This is a genomic window from Varibaculum sp. C0165D1 (assembly GCF_056590355.1).
The window spans coordinates 457,970-473,944 of record NZ_JBWPVY010000001.1; the positions used below are offsets into that span (position 1 = coordinate 457,970).

The window sequence follows — 15,975 nt, forward strand, 5'->3', positions numbered from 1 at the left end:
CAATTAATAAGGCAAGCCTTACCTTTTATCAAATCTAGCTATTAAAGGCTGATTCTGAACAAAATCCCCTCGCCCTACCGCAGCTCCTCCAAGTGGCCGTCTAGCATATTGAACCTACGGTTGCAGTATTCGTAAGCGGCCGCGTCGTGCGTGACCATCACGACCGCGCTACTGCCTTGTGCGAGCTCGTGAAATAGCCGTAGCACCGCCGCGGTCGTGTCGTCGTCCAAGTCGCCGGTCGGTTCATCCGCCAACAAAACTTCCGGTTGGGCCATGAGTGCTCGGGCGATGGCAACCCGACGCATCTCTCCCCCGGAAAGTTCTGCGGGCCAGGCGTGGGATAGATCCGCAATGTCGAGCTTTTCCAGCAAATCCAATGCGCGATTGACGGGCAAAGACTCCACCCCCACCGGCGACGATTTCCCCGACGACCGCCCTTTTGACCGCAAAGTAGCGGGCAGCACCACGTTATCCAAGACGTTGAGGGAACTGACCAGGGTTTGCTGCTGCGTAATCATTCCCAGACGAAACCGGCGCAGCTGGGACAATTCCCGATCCGAGAGATCAGACAGATTCTCTCCTGCCACCAGAACCGTTCCTGAGCTGGGACGCAGCAAACCCATCATGAGGTTCAGCAGGGTCGTTTTTCCGTTACCCGATTTGCCTGAAACGACCACAAATTGGCCGGCATCAATACTCAAGCTCACACTGTCTACCGCGTTGAACTCGCGTCCCCGCCGCGAAAACTTCTTGGTCACTTCGCACAGTTCCAACAACATCTATTGCCCCTCCCGCACGACCTGGTAAGTTTCTTTTCGCAGCAGGCGAATCGCCGAGATAGCACTGGCCAGGACGGCGCTGAGGCACACCGTCACCAAGATGAGAACGCCCAGAGAACACTGGCTCCACAGATCGCTTTGCAGATAGGGCTGCTTCAAAGCCCTTTGAATGGCATCGCCAAAGGGTCGCAGCAGCGCCGCGCTGAGTCCCAGCCCCAGCACGCCACCCGTCAGGCTGACCAGCAGATTCTCTTTCAGCAACATTGCGGTCAGCATCCGCTTGGTAGCACCCATTATCCGCAACGAGCCCAACTCTTTGCTCCGAGACATGACGCTGACCCAGTTGACCGTCACCATCACCGCCAACGCTACTGCCCAAAAGACAGCCAGAAAGACCTGCAGGGCGCCCACAATGTGGCCCACACCCTCCTTGAGCCGGGAACTAATCCCGTTCGCAGACACAAAGCCCAAGCCCTTCAGCTGGGGAGATTTAGAAATATACTGCGCCACTTCCTCCGGGGCGTAACCGGGCTTGACTTTTACCATCACTGCGGAAACCCGGTGTCCAATCTCATCTGCGGACAAGACCGGATGCCCCACCTTTTCAGCTTGGCGCGCCAGGATTTTCGTGGTCGCCGGATTGGCAAACACAGACGAATCCAGGTTCGTGCCCGTCGGCGCCAGCCGCGCGCTTACCGGGAATTCATAGTTAAACAGGCGAATCTTGCCCTGGGCATTAATCTGAACTTTGGAGCCCGCGACCAGCTCACCGTCCTGCAGACCACGTGAATAAGTGGCTTGAATCCAGGGTTTAATAACAAAGTCGGTGTCCGGATCAATGCCGATAATCTGCAGCCGCACCTCGCAGCAACTCGCCATTAGGGAAGCAATATAGGTTTGCGTGGTGACCCGTTCCACTCCGGCAACATTGGCGACCGAATCCGAAACGTTATCTGGCAGCAAGAACCCGCTCGGTTTTCCCCCGCAAAGGTAAATATCCTTTGCGGATTGCTCAAACTGGGACGGCACAATCATTATGTCCGCCCCCAAGCGTTCCTTGACCGATGACAAACCTTGGCTGAGGTTCAGCGAAACCATCCCTGCACCGAACGTTATCGCGCTGAGCAGGACTGCCACCAGGAACAGTCCTAAACTGCGGTAACGGTAATATTTGAGATTACGAAAAGGGAGTTTACCCCAGGTTATCTGGCTGCTTTGCATTGCAGTTTATGCCGCGGCTTTCTGAAGCTCCGGGCGGTTCCTTTGATCCAGGAATATCGCCGCACCGACTGCCAGGATCCCTATACAGCTCAGCGCCAACAGCGTGGGCATCGCGTAAACATTGCAAGACATTTCCTCGTTTTTGCACGTTCCAATAAGCACGGTGACAATCAAAATTTCCAGCACATAGATGAGCGCCGCGCTCAGGTTCAAACCGGTGCGAATCTGGGAGTTCATGAACAATGCCAGCAGCCCAATGACCAGCAGGAGGATTCCAATCCCCAAGCTGGCTTGAGCGGACCAGTAGCACGCCATATGTTGATGAGCCTCACCCATCGCTTTGCCAGCCTGCCCCATGTGGTTCATGTGGTCCATGCCGCCGGAGCCTTTCATCCCGGACATATGTTCCTTGCCGGAGCTGTGTTTGGCAGCGAACTCGCAAACCGGCGCAAAAGTCCGCGGCGCGATGGCAATGAGCAGGCCCAACAATACGGTAGGCAGCGAACCAATGATTCTATCCTTCATGCGATTTTCTCCTTAAGATTTAACGACAACGCCAATCATCACACAGCTCAAAACAATTAGCAAGGTTAGCCTTACCTAAATTAGAGAGAAATTATCGCAATATTGTGGCGAGGAACCAGGGTTTTTTGAGGTGGACACGGTGGCCCATTGCGGGCCGAGTCTTAAGGGCGAGTTCGCTCACACCTTGAGAAGGTGTCAGGATGGTGCCGGGAGGCGCAAACGCATCTACGATACCCCCACCACACCCTTAGACCGTTTGCTTACTTCCGGGATACTCTCAAGGACGCAAATACACGAGCTACGACAGTTACGTGAGAACACCAATCCCGCCGAACTCACCCGCGATATCCTGCGCTACCAATACATCCTCACCGACCTGGCCAAAACCCCAACTGAGCAACTCCTAACCAAGACACAAAAAGATACGCGAGAAACAAAAACAAACTCACCACGGGCATCAAAACCCACGCTGCCGAAAAAGTTTCGCGCTCAAACTAAATAAAGCACCACGGGGGTCGCAGGTTCAAATCCTGTCGGCCCGACCATTTATTTTTGCTGCTAGTGCCGTTTTATGGGCAGCTGGTTATGATAGAAACATGACTGATATTTCTAAAATCATTAGCAGGCGTTGGAGTCCGCGCGAATACGACCCTGACTTTTCGATAAGCAGCGAGGATATGAACCAGCTTTTAGAGGCGGCACGTTGGGCGCCCTCGGCAATGAATGCTCAAGAATGGTGGTTCGTTCCCGGGATCCGCGGCGATAAAAACTACGAGATTCTACGCCGAGCGGTAGCCGGTTTTTCTGATTGGGCGCTTGATGCTTCCGGGCTGATTCTTAACATTCATCAGGAATATCCCTCCCGCCACGGCCTAGATTTCGGTCCCTACGATTTGGGAAGCGCAGTGCAAAATATGCTTTTGCAGGCCGAAGTAATGGGGCTACATATGCGCCCCTTTGCCACTTTTGATCGGGAGCTAGTTAGCCAGGAGTTCCAGATCGCCGCTCCCTATGTGCCTTTCACGATGTGCACCGTAGGCAAAGCCCCTGCTGGCCTCACTAAAAAGCGCGAGCGCAAGCCGCTTCAGCAGCTACTTTGGGAAAATCACCAGGCTTAACCGGCGAAACGGTAGTTGGATTAGCTGGCAAAACAATGCCAGATTTAACCGGAAAAACAACGGGGCTAGGATTTCGCAGATCAAGCGGGTAGGTCCAGCCCACAATACGGGCTTTAGCCCGAAAAAACACGCAATGCGGCCTTTATCCCCGGCATTAGCCCACCGTACCTCAGCAATAAAAACAGGTTCCCCCGCGAGACTATCGCGGGGGAACCTGATCGCTTAGTGCGGCACCTGAAAAACTAGATTTTCAATGCCACGGCAGGCGCCCTCTTAAGCAGCCGGACGCAATTGCAAGCCCAGATACTGGGCGGCGCGAGCCCGCAGAGTTTCATCTGCAAGAGCCGCGATGGCTTCCCGTACTCGACTGTCTTGGCTAACGTCCGCAAACCAGGGGCTGATCGCATCCGAAATCGTGTCAATCAGCAGATTGTTTGCCTGACGGCCAGTGCCTGCCTCAACAATATTGTATTTTTCCATTTTTGATACTCCATTCACTTCTACTTCTCACGGGGTTGGCGCATTGTCCGCACCGGTAACCCCGGGGTTCAAAAAGAACCCTGCCTGTCTAGGCCAACTTCAGAAAACCACCTAGGTGGCCCGCAGTCAACCGAATTTCCGAGAAAACCCGAAAACTTCAACAAGTGTTCAACTCTATTTTACCATCCAGGTACTGTCAAGCGTTGTTAGCTAATTCACCGCGCGCCCGCAGCGCAAAGATAGTAGGCAAAACGCAAAGATCCTATGCGCGTCCTCGGAAATAACCTATAAAAGGTTACCGGTAGTCGGTTTCCATCCCCACTGTATGAATCCGCAGCGAGTTAGTAGAGCCAGTAACCCCGGGGGGCATTCCCCCCAAAATGATCACTTGATCCCCCTGCTTGGCTAAGCCCTGCGCCTGCAAGACCTGATCCACTTGCCAGATCATATCGTCCGTGTGGGTTACATGGGGGACACGATAAGTGTGAATCCCCCAAGAGACCGCCAACTGGTTACGAGTCGCCTCTAACGGCGTGAATGCCAGCATCGGAATCGGGGAACGCAAGCGCGACACGGTGCGGGCAGTGCTACCCGTTTGGGTGAAAGCAATCATGAACTTCAGATCCAGCATTTCGGCTGCCCGCGCCGCCGACATGGACAGCACCCCGGCACGGTCATGAGCATAGGTAGTAAGCGGGGCGATTCGATCTCCCCCATTTTCTTCCACGTTAGTAATAACCGAAGACATCAGCCGCACCGCATCAATCGGATAGGCCCCTACCGAAGTTTCTCCCGACAACATCACCGCATCGGCCCCGTCTAAAATCGCGTTCGCACAGTCGGAGGCTTCGGCGCGGGTAGGACGAGGATTATGAATCATCGAGTCAAAGACCTGAGTAGCCACAATTACTGGCTTCGCATAACGCCGAGCCAGCTCAATCGCCCGTTTTTGCACCAGTGGCACCGCCTCTAGCGGCATCTCTACCCCCAGGTCACCGCGCGCCACCATAATGCCGTCAAAGGCCTGGACTATTTCTACCAACCGCTCAACTGCCTGCGGCTTTTCAATCTTGGCGATAACGGGAATATGGACTTCCTCTTCATCCATAATCTGCTTTACATCAGCGAAATCATCGGCACTACGCACAAAAGACAGGGCAATAATATCGGCACCCTGCTGCAGCGCCCAACGCAAATCATCTTGATCTTTTTCTGAAAGCGCCGGCACCGAAACCGCAACTCCCGGCAGGTTGAGTCCCTTGTGGTCGGAAACCACCCCGGGTACTTCCACTTCGGTAACTACATCGGTCTCGGTAACTTCTTTTACCCGGACCTGTACATTCCCGTCATCAATCAAGAGGGCGTCTCCGGGAGTGCAATCCCCAGGTAAGCCTTTGAAAGTAGTCCCCACGATTTCTTTATCCCCCGGCACATCCCGAGTGGTGATCGTGAAAGTATCACCTTTTTCTAAGGTTTGCGGTCCCCCTGCGAAAGTCTCTAAACGAATCTTGGGGCCCTGCAGGTCTACCAGGACTGCAATGGCTTTCCCACTTTGCAGAGCCGCCCGCCGAATATTGGCAATGGTAACCTCTGCTTCTTCTTGGCTGCCGTGTGAGCGGTTAATCCGCGCCACGTTCATCCCAGCCTCGACCAGTTTTTCAATTTGGGACGGGGAATTAGTTGCCGGCCCTAAGGTACATACAATTTTCGCTCTGCGCATGCCTCTATCCTAACTGGTTCGCTAGTTCTTGCCACTCCTTAGGAAGAATAGTCAGCGCGACCCTCCTAATAACCCCCTAGGAAGAAACTGATTTCGGAGGCTTATCTGGGGACAAGGTCCCGCATTTTTGTGATTCCGGGTCTTGCGAGCGAGGGAAATTTTGGCGGTAACACCAAATAGCTAGCACCACCCCCAGGGTAAACATCAGTAGCGAAGTCCAGGCATTTACCCGCAAACCCAGGAACTGATTCGCCTGATCCATCCGCACGTTCTCTACCCAAAAACGCCCCAGACTATAGGCGCACAGGTAGAACCCCATCATCATGCCGCCGCGCGGATTAAAGCGCCGCTCTATCCACAGCAGTGCCCCAATCGCCACTAGATTCCAGAGCATTTCGTACAGAAAAGTGGGATGAAAAGTCGCGTATTGTTCAAAACCGAGCGGACGATGTTGTAGATCGATTTGCAACCCCCAAGGCAAAGTGGTGGGTCCCCCAAAAAGTTCCTGGTTGAAGTAGTTTCCTAAACGCCCAAAGATTTGCCCCACCAAGATCGCGGGCGCAATTGCATCGGCCACCGGAGCGATTTTCAGTTGCCGGTAGCGCAACACTAGACAAGCGGTTATGGTACCCGCTATTACCCCTCCCCAAATGGCTAGACCTCCGTGCCAAATCAGGGGGATTTCTTTAGGATCACCGGTGGGGCCAAAGTAATCTTGCCATTTACTCAAGACGTGATAAATGCGGGCTCCAATAATCCCAATGGGAATCACCCACAACGCCAGGTCCACGATTACCTCTGGGTCGCCCCCACGCTGCTTATAGCGCCGCGATGCCCACAGGCAAGCTAGGAAAATACCCAAAAGAATCGCTAGCGCGTAAGCACGTATCGGAATCGGGCCTAGGTACCAGACACCTTGAGAGGGAGAAGGAATAAAAAACGGGTTCATCCCATAACTTTCTAGTCGTGCTTCTTTTCTCGGCTGATCCGGGACTTACGGGAAGTAGCCAGCGCCGGATGTGATCCCGCAGCTACCATTTCTGCCACCAAAGATTGGGGATCATTTGACTTTACCAAGGCCGAACCGATCAGGACCGCATCGGCACCTTGCTGGGCATAGTTAAACACATCATGCGGGCCGGCCACCCCGGATTCGGCCACGGCCACTACCTGTTCGGGAATCACGTCTACTATTTGCGCAAAGGTTTCCATATTGAAATCTAAAGTACGCAAATCTTGGGCGTTTACCCCGATTACTCGGGCTCCGGCTTCCAGGGCGCGGAAAGCGTCTAAACGCGAATGTACCTCTACGATTGCAGTCATCCCTAGGGAGTGGGCCCGCTCTACCAGGGAAGTTACCACCATTGGTTCTGCAGAAGTTTGCAAAATCAAGACCAAATCCGCCCCTAGCGCTCGGGCTTCATGTACCTGGTAGGGGGTAATTACAAAGTCTTTATAAAGTACCGGTACCTCTACTGCCGCACGTACCTGGCGTAAGTCTTCGATAGAACCGCAAAAGAAGTTCTTTTCGGTAGAAACCGAGATTACCGAGGCTCCCCCGGCCTCATAGGCACGTGCCAGTGCCGCCACATCTGGCACTTCCCGCAAGAATCCCCCGCCGGGAGTAGCCCGTTTTATTTCCGCGATTACCGAAACTGCGCCCTCGCTGCGTAGTGCTCCCACCCCATCTTTGGGGTGAGGACGTTTGGCAGCGATCTGTTTAATCTCGGCCAGGCTAACCTCAGATTCGCGCCGCGCTACTTCTTGGCGCACGCCCGCAAGCAAACGTTCCAAAGCGTTCATCTGAGTATCACCTCCTAGGCCATGTTATGTTTTTGTCACCTCGAGTAAAAAATCTATTTACTATCTGGGCGCTGCCCGATGCGGGCGGCGAGTTCACCGCCGGCCTCAAAGCAACTGCGGTGCCCGGTGTGACAAGCCGCTCCTACCTGGTCAACTTGGATTAAGAGAGCGTCTCCGTCGCAGTCAATTTGAACCTGCTTAACATATTGCGCGTGTCCAGAGGTATCGCCCTTGCGCCAGTACTCCGAGCGAGAGCGGGACCAGAAAGTGACCCTGCCGGTAGTTAAAGTACGCCGCAGCGCTTCGTCATTCATATAACCCACCATTAGGACTTTTCCGCTTTGCCAGTCCTGGATTACCGCGCATACCAGCCCCGCACTATCGCGCTTTAAACGGGCGGCTACCTGCGGATCTAAAGTGTCTGCGTTCACCGAACCTCAAACCCCGCTTCCTTTAGCCCCGCTTTTACCTGCGAAATCTTAATCTCTCCAAAGTGAAAAACACTGGCCGCCAGCACCGCATCTGCCCCCGCTTCCGCCGATTCGACAAAATGCTCAACTTTGCCTGCACCCCCAGAGGCGATTAGAGGAACCGATACCCGGGAGCGAACCTGCGCTAACATTTCCAAGTCAAAGCCAGTTTTCACCCCATCAGCATCCATAGAGTTAAGCAGAATTTCGCCGGCTCCGCGCGCGGTTACTTCGCTGCACCACTGGAGCGCATCGATACCGGTAGAACGAGTCCCGCCGTGGGTAGTTAGTTCAAATCCGCTTAGAGTCTCCACCCCCGATGGGCAGCGGCGGGCATCAACTGAGATAACTAGCACTTGATTGCCGAAACGCTTGGCTATCCGATCGATAAGATCCGGGTCAGCAATCGCGGCAGTATTAACCCCCACTTTGTCGGCGCCCGCCCCCAGTAGCTGTTCCACGTCCGTCACCGAACGCACCCCGCCGCCTACCGTGAGGGGAACAAATACCCGTTCGGCGCAGCGACCCACCGTTTGCACCATAGTGGCGCGTCCCTCTTTAGAAGCCGAAACATCGAGGAAAGTGATTTCATCCGCGCCTTCATCGCTATAACGTTCTGCCAGTTCCACGGGGTCTCCTGCATCCCGCAGATTCTGGAAATTTACGCCTTTAACCACGCGTCCCTGATCAACATCTAGACAAGGAATCACCCTAATCGCTACCGTCATTTGTCCTCCTCGATAGGTTTACTATCCTCAGTGTAAAAAACTAATCTAACTGGCGGTCCTCCCTGCCGTTAGCTGGACTAGGTAGCGCAGACAAAGCGGGATTAGTGTTGCTCCGCTTCTTTATTTTGCGCAGGCCAAAACATCCATGACTACCACTAAAGCACTATCCCCAGTGGCTTGATCAGCGGGAATAATCGCTAAAATTCGCGAGTTAGCGCGCAAAGCAGTTAGCTGCTGGGCTAAGGACTGGAAGGTAGTTCCCCCCACAATCGCTTGCGGACCAGACTTACCCCAGGTGTAGGCACGTTGCTTTCCGGAGTCTAATTCCCACACCCCGTATTGCACCAGGATCTTCTTGCGCGGATCTAACTGTTCTCCCTTCCCTGGAACCAGCACGAAGGTAGCAGCCTCTTGCGGATGGGGCTGGGTTGCCGACTCGAACTTTGGTAATCCTGCGGGGAAGGTGAAATTTACCCCTGCCGCTTCCGGAATCTGCAATTGCGACTCATAAACCGCAGTAGGTAAGACGTCGATGATGTCTACTTCCATAGAGGTTTTTCCGTCACTTGCAGTAGCGGGGCGATGCACAATTAGCCGCGACCCCTCGGATCTACCAATAATTTCTGGCAACAATCCGCTAGGTAAAGTACGGGAGTTAGCCTTGCCGACGAATAGCTGCGGTTTTCCTTCTTTGGAAACCAGTTTTCCAGTAGTGCCTTCATAGACACTTACCATCACCCGCACGTCACGATTTTCCTGTACCTGCGGACCTGCGCCGCGAATAGCTATCCGCGAATTAGGCAATGTAAAGGGCATGCGCCCTTGAAACTGTACTACCGGTTGTTCACCCAGTTGACCACTGACTTTTACCTGGGTAGAAACTCCGCTGATTTGTTGTCCGCGACTGGCCTGCCACAAATAAAATCCTAGAACTACCGTAGCGGCCACTGCGATTACTCCCAGGAAAGCCGGCCACCACCGCAGTAGATGTAAGGGAGCAGGCGTTTTCTTCGCTGAAACTTCTGCTTTGCGTGAGGGGAAGCGCCGCGCCCGATCTTTAGTGCTACCGGTATTACCTTCAGGGGATGCTTCCGGTTTATCAGACAAGGAGGAGTCGCCTCTTTCGATATTGCGGCCGCGACTGTGTGCGTTAGTTTCCATCTACTTCATGCCCTATCCTGCAGCTCTGCCAGCAATTTGTCTAGGATTTCTCCCTCACAAGCAAAAGGATCTCCTAGCATCACCGTCGGCATTTTCGATTCATCGATGCGTACGTGTAACCAGTCTACCGAAACATCTCGGCGCAGTCTTTCAGCCTCCCGCAAAACCATACCTCGCATATTTGCCCTGGTGGTGCGAGGAGGATAAGTTTTTGCAGACTCTATTTGTTCGCGACTAAGCACCTGGCGCATCATCCCTGCCTGATATAGTGCTGGCGCCAGACCAGCCGCAGTAATGTCGTGATAAGCCAAATCTAGGCGCGAAATCACCACGGAGTCCATAGGAACTCGATGTCGCTTAGCGCTTTTCTCGAGAAGATTCTTCTTAATTACCCAATCAATTTCGGTTTGCACCGCTTGAAAGTCTTCGTCCTCAAAACATTTCAGCGCCCGTCCCCAAAGCTCCAGGGGATCAAAATCGCCTATTTTAATCCGTTCCCGGGTGGCATCCAGCTGTCCGGCGTCACTTAAAGTATTCATCACCCGCTGGTAGATGCGGTTTTGGATTTCCACTGCGTCTAGGGTTCCGCCCTGTTTTAGTTTTATCGGAGCCCGTCCCGATAAATCCGCATTAATTTCTCGAATCGCACTCATGGGGTCAGCTATCGCCAAGTCGTTCAGCGTCAAGGAACAGTCAATCGCATCTAGTAAAGCGATAGTCATCCCCACTTTAAGGGCGGTGGTGGCCTCACAAATGTTAGAGTCCCCTACGATTACGTGCATCCGTCGATACTGGCTAGAGTCTGCCAGCGGTTCATCCCGAGTGTTGATAATGGGACGGGCCCGGGTGGTGGCCGCCGAAATCGGGTCATACATTTTGTCGGCGCGTTGGGAGAAATGATAGCCGCCCTCTTCATCTAGGAGCCCGGCGCCCACCACGATTTGGCGGGTGATGAAGAAAGCAATCAAAGCATCTGCCATTCCCATGAAATCTGCGGAGCGATGCAGAAGATAGTTCTCATGGCATCCACAAGAGTTTCCCTGAGAGTCACGATTATTTTTTAGCAGGTGAATCTGACCGTTAATCCCATCTTGGTGCAGTTGCTGATTAGTGGTGGCTACCAAGTCGGAAAAAATCTCTTGCCCCGCAACGTCCTGGGCCAGCAAATCGGATAAATAGTCACATTCGGCGGTGGCATATTCGGGATGAGAACCCACATCCAAGTAGAGCCGTCCCCCGTTACCTAAGAACACATTGGAGGAACGATGACGGTTAACTACCGGTTTAAACAAACGTCGCGCCGCCTGTTCTGCATCCAGGGGTGATCTCCCCTGAAAGGCGGCACAGGTAATGCCATACTCGGTTTCAATCCCGAAAATTCTACGCAAAAGCTATTCCCCGCCTTTTTGCACGAACCCCTCAACAAAGGCTTGCGCATCGGTTTCCATTACCGTATCGATTTGCTCTAAGAGGGCGTCGATTTGGGGCGCATTGATCTGTGCCTGCGCGGTTTCTACGCCCTCATCGACACCATTATTTTTTCCGCCGGGTGCATTAATTTGTTCTTGTACCACTTTTCCTCCTAATAGGGTTAAGCCTAGAATTTTTCGGCCCAATTTTCCTGGCCTCCAGTGAGCGCGCGGGCGAAAGCGGCAGCATCACCGTCTTCGAGAGCGCGTATTTCAGCGGCGGTGACCTCGCGATTCGGGTCACCTAACCGCAACCGTAAAAGCTGCTCGCCTCCTAAATCTAGGAGTAGTGATTCCCAGGAGCCTTTCTTGACTTCCGGAAGGTTCGCTACTGCAGTGCCTCTTACCCAGGATCTGCTCCCGCGCGGAGGCTGCTGGGTCGCTTGAGATACTTCCTCCTCCGAAAACAGTTGGTCTACCATTCCGGCGGCGCACAGATTTTCAAATATTCCCGGCCGTAGCGCCGCCCATTGCAAATCTAGAGCCTGGATTTTGGGGTGAGTCCAATCGCACCCTAAGCGCCGGCGCATGCCGGATAAGAGTTGATATTTACCTACCCATTCCACGCGGCGGGCAGCTAAAACTCGGTCACCATGCAGAGAGTCGAGGATCGTCTGCCAATCTGTGAGTAACGCGGTGCTGGCTTCATCTGCTCCTCCGCGCTCTTTTAAAGCCCCGGCAATCGTAGAGAGGATTTCGTTTTGAATCTGGAGGGCGCTAAGCGGCCCGGATACGGTCTCTAAGCGGTGGGTCAGAGTAAGATCATGAGACACCGCCCAGGTTTCTTCTACTGGATCAGAGGTAATCCGCAGGCCTTCCAGGGCTTTTAGTTCCGTGGGATTCGCGTTTTCCAGTAGCCACAATAAGGCGGCGGTACTGCCTAGACGGAGATAAGTAGAGTATTGGAAACGGTTCGCGTCTCCTCCGATAATATGCAGGCGCCGCCACCGGCTCGCATCCGCATGCGGTTCATCGCGGGTATTAACTATCGGCCGGTTAAAGGTAGTTTCCAGACCGATATCGTTTTCTACATAGTCGGCGCGTTGAGAAATCTGGAAACCAGATTGCTGGGAACGTTGCCCGATTCCCACCCTTCCGGCTCCGCAGATAAGCGGGCGGGTGACCAGGAAGGGGATCAGATTTTGGGCAAGATCAAAAAAACTTAAGTCGCGGCGCAGTAAATAATTTTCATGACTGCCGTAGGCTGCGCCTTTACCGTCCACGTTGTTCTTAAACAGTTCAATCTGATTACCGTTAGCCGCTACCAGCTCCATAGCTCGGCGGGCAATCAGGTCTCCGGCCGCGTCATAGAGTGCCCCTTGCTTAGGTTCGAGAGTTTCCGGCGAGGAATATTCCGGGTGGGCGTGATCCACGTAGAGGCGGGCGCCATTAGTTAGTACGCAGGCGCTGGGCTTGGGCATCGCGGCTTCTTGGGCGCTAGGCCGGGCAACCGCTTGCACTCCCGGTCCCGAGGGAGCCAACTGATCAGGATTATTAGTTAACTGGGAGGGATCGGCCTCGCGGGGGTCTAGCGAAAAACCCCGCATATCTTGCAAGGGATTTTCCCCTTCATAATCCCAGGTAACCGCCTCCCCCAGGCGGGATTGATCCCGATAGGCGTTCACTACCTGAGTAGAAAGCGCAACTGGATTAGCGTAGACATTTCCTACCTGGATAATCCCGAACTCGGTTTCGGTTCCCAGCGGTCTGTTAATGGCGCTTTGAGTCAAGATTCCTCCTATTGCAAGCTACGCACGTCGATAATCCGGGCGCCCCTAACTCCCAGAGTCCGCGCCCACTCGCTGGGATCAGCAGATGCCCCCAGGGCTGCAGTTTCGCGGATTTCTTCTTCCGCGGCAGCAACAACGTGACTCCACATCAAGCCATTTATTTTCGCCGGATCCTGCAACGAATCTTTAATCGCAGCTTTCTTCGCCCGCTCTACGATAGCGGCAATCATTGCCCCGGACAGCAGCGAATGCGCATATACAATTTCTCGTTTCCCGTTCTCGTAGGCAACTTCATATACCTGGGTACGAGCAGATTCTTCCGCCAGCAGCGCTACCAGTTTTTCTCGCAGCTTCTCGCGTCCTTGCCCCGGAGAGGTTCCGGTTTCCACTTCCACTGGCACGTTTTGCCCCAGATGGATATCAAAGATTTGTGCTGCCTCTTCCAAGTTAGGTCGCTCGATGCGCACCCGCACATCTAGGCGCCCGGGGCGCAGCACCGCCGGATCAATCATGTCTTCCCGGTTGGAAGCGCCAATCACAATCACATTGGAAAGCGCTTCTACCCCATCGATCTCGGAAAGCAGTTGGGGAACGATCATAGTTTCCACATCGGAGGAGATCCCGGATCCCCGGGTGCGGAACAGCGCCTCCATCTCGTCGAAGAAAATTACTACCGGATGCTCGCTGCTGGCCAGCTGGCGCGCCCGCGAAAAAATCGCCCGAATTTGTCGCTCGGTTTCTCCAACAAATTTTGAGAGCAGTTCCGGGCCTTTAATCGACAAGAAATAAGCGGACTTGCCTTGAGCATTAGCTCCCAAGGAAGTGGCGACTGCCTTGGCTATCAGAGTTTTTCCGCAACCGGGCGGGCCGTAGAGCAAGATACCCTTCGGAGCACTCAAGCCGTAGCGCCGATACAGTTCCGGATGGTTAAAGGGAAGTTCTACCGCATCCCTGATGGTTTCGATCTGCTTTTTCAATCCCCCGATTTCTTTATAAGAAACGTTGGGAATTTGGGGAGCTAGTAGTTGTTCTACTTCTCCTCTCTGGACTTTTTGTACCGCGATTGCGCTGCGTCCTTCCAGCAGCAAAGAATCCCCTACCTCAATTTTTCCAATTAAAGGGGCAGCTAAAGAGACGATTTCACTGTCGGTATTTGATAGCCGTACCAGGGCACGTCCCTGCGGCATCACCTCTCCGACTTGCACCAAGGTTCCGGTGCGGGGATAGGAAAGGATCTTAGAGACCACCATTTCTTCATTGACTAGTACCTCTAGCCCCACCCGCAACTGCTCAGGTTTAATGTCGGGATGAACTCGCAACACCATCGGTTTACCGTTTAAGAAAAGACGAACTTCACCGGCTTTTTGGGGGGTTTCGGCAATCACTGCCACGGTTGCGGGAGGTTTGGCTAAATCCGTTAACTGCTGATGAATCGCCACCACTTGTTCGCGAGCAGCTCCCAAAGCTGCGGAAAGACGCTTATTTTTCCCTTTTAGGGAGGTCACTTCGCTTTTGAGTACCTGTAACTGCTCTTCACTAGGATCTGGCATGAGTTTCCTTTCCGTAAAGCTCTTTCAGCCTATTAGTTTTGCCCGCAACCTGCCCTAAGTGTCCAGGGCTGTAAAATTTTAGGAGGGCGCTCCCTGGCTGCTTTCAGGATCGGGCGGGGCGGAGTCCGCTTCAGTGGTATTTCCCCGCACCCAATAATCGGCGCGCCTAACTACGTCTCGGCGTACCCGCCGCGTTTTCCTCTCCGCCGGGTTACGCTGCCCTAAGCGCACCTCCTCCCAGTTATCTTCCGGATTCCACTGCCCTCCGTTGATTTTCGCCGCTTTAGTAGCATTACCGAGTTTTTGCGGTCGCCGCGCCCCGCTTGCCAGCAGCCGACAGGTCACTAAAAACCCAGTATGTCCCACCATTTGATGTTCGGGACGCAGCGCTAGCCCCTCGGTATGCCACTGTCTTTGGATAGTTTCCTCGCTGCAGGTAAATCCGAAGCGGCCATCGCTTCTTAACGCTTCTACCAGCGTAGACATTTGAGTCACAGTGGTTACGTAGCAGCAGAGTACCCCGCCGGGACGCAGTAACTGCCACAAAGTGTCCAGGTAACTCCAGGGATCGAGCAGGTCAATAACGGCGCGATCAAAATAGTGGGTGCCATAAATAGCGTCTAGGTCTATTTCCCCTAAGCGCCCGCGGCGCAGCTGCCAGGCAGGATGGGGGGTGCCAAACCATAAATCCACATTCGCCTGGGCAATATCGGCGAAATCTTCGCGTTCTTCCAGCGAAACCAGTTTCCCGGCTTCTCCGATCATTTCTAACAACGAAATCGTGAGGGCGCCGGAACCCGCTCCACATTCAAAAACCCGAGCACCAGCAAAAATATCTGCAGATTGCAGGATCTGCGCCGCATCCTTGGGATAGATAATCGCCGCCCCTCGCGGCATAGAGAGCGTATAGTCCAGGCGACGGGGCCTAAAAGCCAAAAATTCTCGCCCTTCCCGGGAACGAATCAAGGTGCCTTCTTCTCGCCCTAACAGCTCCGCCAAAGCAAAGGAGGCTTTCGCGGTGTTAAACCAGCCGTTTTCGGTAATCGTTACGGTATGTAAATCCCCGGAAGCGCCCTGTAGCTGCACCCGGTCTCCTACCTGGAAAGCTCCCCGGGAACGCTCCGGCGCACCCGCGGTAGCTGCAGCGGCACACCCGCATCTATTTTCTGGTTCTATCGGACTCATCTTCCTAATCCTAGCTTTCCTAACGGAATCTCGGAT

16 protein-coding genes are annotated in these 15,975 nt (G+C 53.8%); 1 reads left to right on the forward strand and 15 read right to left on the reverse strand.

Going from position 1 to position 15,975, the window contains the following annotated elements; translation table 11 throughout:
• Positions 1 to 74 precede the first annotated feature (74 nt).
• Genes AC1EKS_RS02085 through AC1EKS_RS02095 form a run of 3 tightly spaced genes read right to left on the reverse strand, consistent with a single transcriptional unit; the run spans position 75 to position 2,525 of the window.
• Complete coding sequence (locus AC1EKS_RS02085) at positions 75 to 779, reverse strand: ABC transporter ATP-binding protein (RefSeq protein ID WP_481008943.1); 705 nt, start codon at positions 777 to 779, stop codon at positions 75 to 77.
• Positions 780 to 2,000 (reverse strand): ABC transporter permease, encoded by a 1,221-nt coding sequence (locus tag AC1EKS_RS02090; RefSeq protein ID WP_481008942.1) that lies wholly within the window; start codon positions 1,998 to 2,000, stop codon positions 780 to 782.
• A 6-nt stretch (positions 2,001 to 2,006) separates the two neighbouring features.
• Complete coding sequence (locus AC1EKS_RS02095; protein WP_481008941.1) at positions 2,007 to 2,525, reverse strand: DUF4418 family protein; 519 nt, start codon at positions 2,523 to 2,525, stop codon at positions 2,007 to 2,009.
• A 596-nt stretch (positions 2,526 to 3,121) separates the two neighbouring features.
• Here AC1EKS_RS02095 and AC1EKS_RS02100 point away from each other — a divergent pair.
• Positions 3,122 to 3,643: a nitroreductase family protein gene (locus AC1EKS_RS02100; RefSeq protein WP_481008940.1), complete on the forward strand. Its 522-nt coding sequence runs from the start codon at positions 3,122 to 3,124 to the stop codon at positions 3,641 to 3,643.
• 273 nt (positions 3,644 to 3,916) lie between these two features.
• On the opposite strand, the gene AC1EKS_RS02105 is transcribed toward AC1EKS_RS02100, so the two are convergent.
• From AC1EKS_RS02105 to AC1EKS_RS02160, 12 genes are all read right to left on the reverse strand, one after another.
• Positions 3,917 to 4,123 carry a hypothetical protein gene (locus AC1EKS_RS02105; RefSeq protein WP_481008939.1) on the reverse strand — a complete coding sequence of 69 codons (207 nt, stop codon included), beginning with the start codon at positions 4,121 to 4,123 and terminating at the stop codon, positions 3,917 to 3,919.
• Positions 4,124 to 4,418: 295 nt separating this feature from the next.
• Positions 4,419 to 5,843, reverse strand: a complete 1,425-nt coding sequence (gene pyk / locus AC1EKS_RS02110) for a pyruvate kinase (protein ID WP_481008938.1) — start codon at positions 5,841 to 5,843, stop codon at positions 4,419 to 4,421.
• Between the two features lie 76 nt (positions 5,844 to 5,919).
• On the reverse strand, positions 5,920 to 6,792 hold the full coding sequence (gene lgt / locus AC1EKS_RS02115; protein WP_481008937.1) for a prolipoprotein diacylglyceryl transferase: 873 nt from the start codon (positions 6,790 to 6,792) through the stop codon (positions 5,920 to 5,922).
• Between the two features lie 11 nt (positions 6,793 to 6,803).
• A complete protein-coding gene (gene trpC, locus AC1EKS_RS02120) occupies positions 6,804 to 7,646 on the reverse strand; it encodes an indole-3-glycerol phosphate synthase TrpC (RefSeq protein WP_481008936.1) in 843 nt (280 codons plus the stop codon).
• Positions 7,647 to 7,699: 53 nt separating this feature from the next.
• The gene (gene hisI, locus AC1EKS_RS02125) at positions 7,700 to 8,077 is read right to left on the reverse strand and encodes a phosphoribosyl-AMP cyclohydrolase (RefSeq protein ID WP_481008935.1); all 378 of its coding nucleotides are present in this window, start codon (positions 8,075 to 8,077) and stop codon (positions 7,700 to 7,702) included.
• Positions 8,074 to 8,844, reverse strand: coding sequence for an imidazole glycerol phosphate synthase subunit HisF (gene hisF / locus AC1EKS_RS02130; protein WP_481008934.1), 771 nt, complete (start codon positions 8,842 to 8,844; stop codon positions 8,074 to 8,076). The genes hisI and hisF overlap by 4 nt, the downstream gene beginning before the upstream one ends.
• Positions 8,845 to 8,964: 120 nt before the next feature.
• A complete protein-coding gene (locus tag AC1EKS_RS02135; protein WP_481008933.1) occupies positions 8,965 to 10,005 on the reverse strand; it encodes a hypothetical protein in 1,041 nt (346 codons plus the stop codon).
• A gap of 5 nt (positions 10,006 to 10,010) precedes the next feature.
• On the reverse strand, positions 10,011 to 11,393 hold the full coding sequence (pafA, locus tag AC1EKS_RS02140; protein WP_481008932.1) for a Pup--protein ligase: 1,383 nt from the start codon (positions 11,391 to 11,393) through the stop codon (positions 10,011 to 10,013).
• 3 nt (positions 11,394 to 11,396) lie between these two features.
• Positions 11,397 to 11,579 carry a ubiquitin-like protein Pup gene (locus tag AC1EKS_RS02145; protein ID WP_481008931.1) on the reverse strand — a complete coding sequence of 61 codons (183 nt, stop codon included), beginning with the start codon at positions 11,577 to 11,579 and terminating at the stop codon, positions 11,397 to 11,399.
• Positions 11,580 to 11,602: 23 nt separating this feature from the next.
• Positions 11,603 to 13,204 (reverse strand): depupylase/deamidase Dop, encoded by a 1,602-nt coding sequence (dop, locus tag AC1EKS_RS02150; RefSeq protein ID WP_481008930.1) that lies wholly within the window; start codon positions 13,202 to 13,204, stop codon positions 11,603 to 11,605.
• An 8-nt stretch (positions 13,205 to 13,212) separates the two neighbouring features.
• On the reverse strand, positions 13,213 to 14,754 hold the full coding sequence (gene arc, locus AC1EKS_RS02155) for a proteasome ATPase (RefSeq protein ID WP_481008929.1): 1,542 nt from the start codon (positions 14,752 to 14,754) through the stop codon (positions 13,213 to 13,215).
• A 78-nt stretch (positions 14,755 to 14,832) separates the two neighbouring features.
• Complete coding sequence (locus AC1EKS_RS02160) at positions 14,833 to 15,939, reverse strand: tRNA (adenine-N1)-methyltransferase (protein WP_481008928.1); 1,107 nt, start codon at positions 15,937 to 15,939, stop codon at positions 14,833 to 14,835.
• Between the last annotated feature and the right edge of the window lie 36 nt (positions 15,940 to 15,975).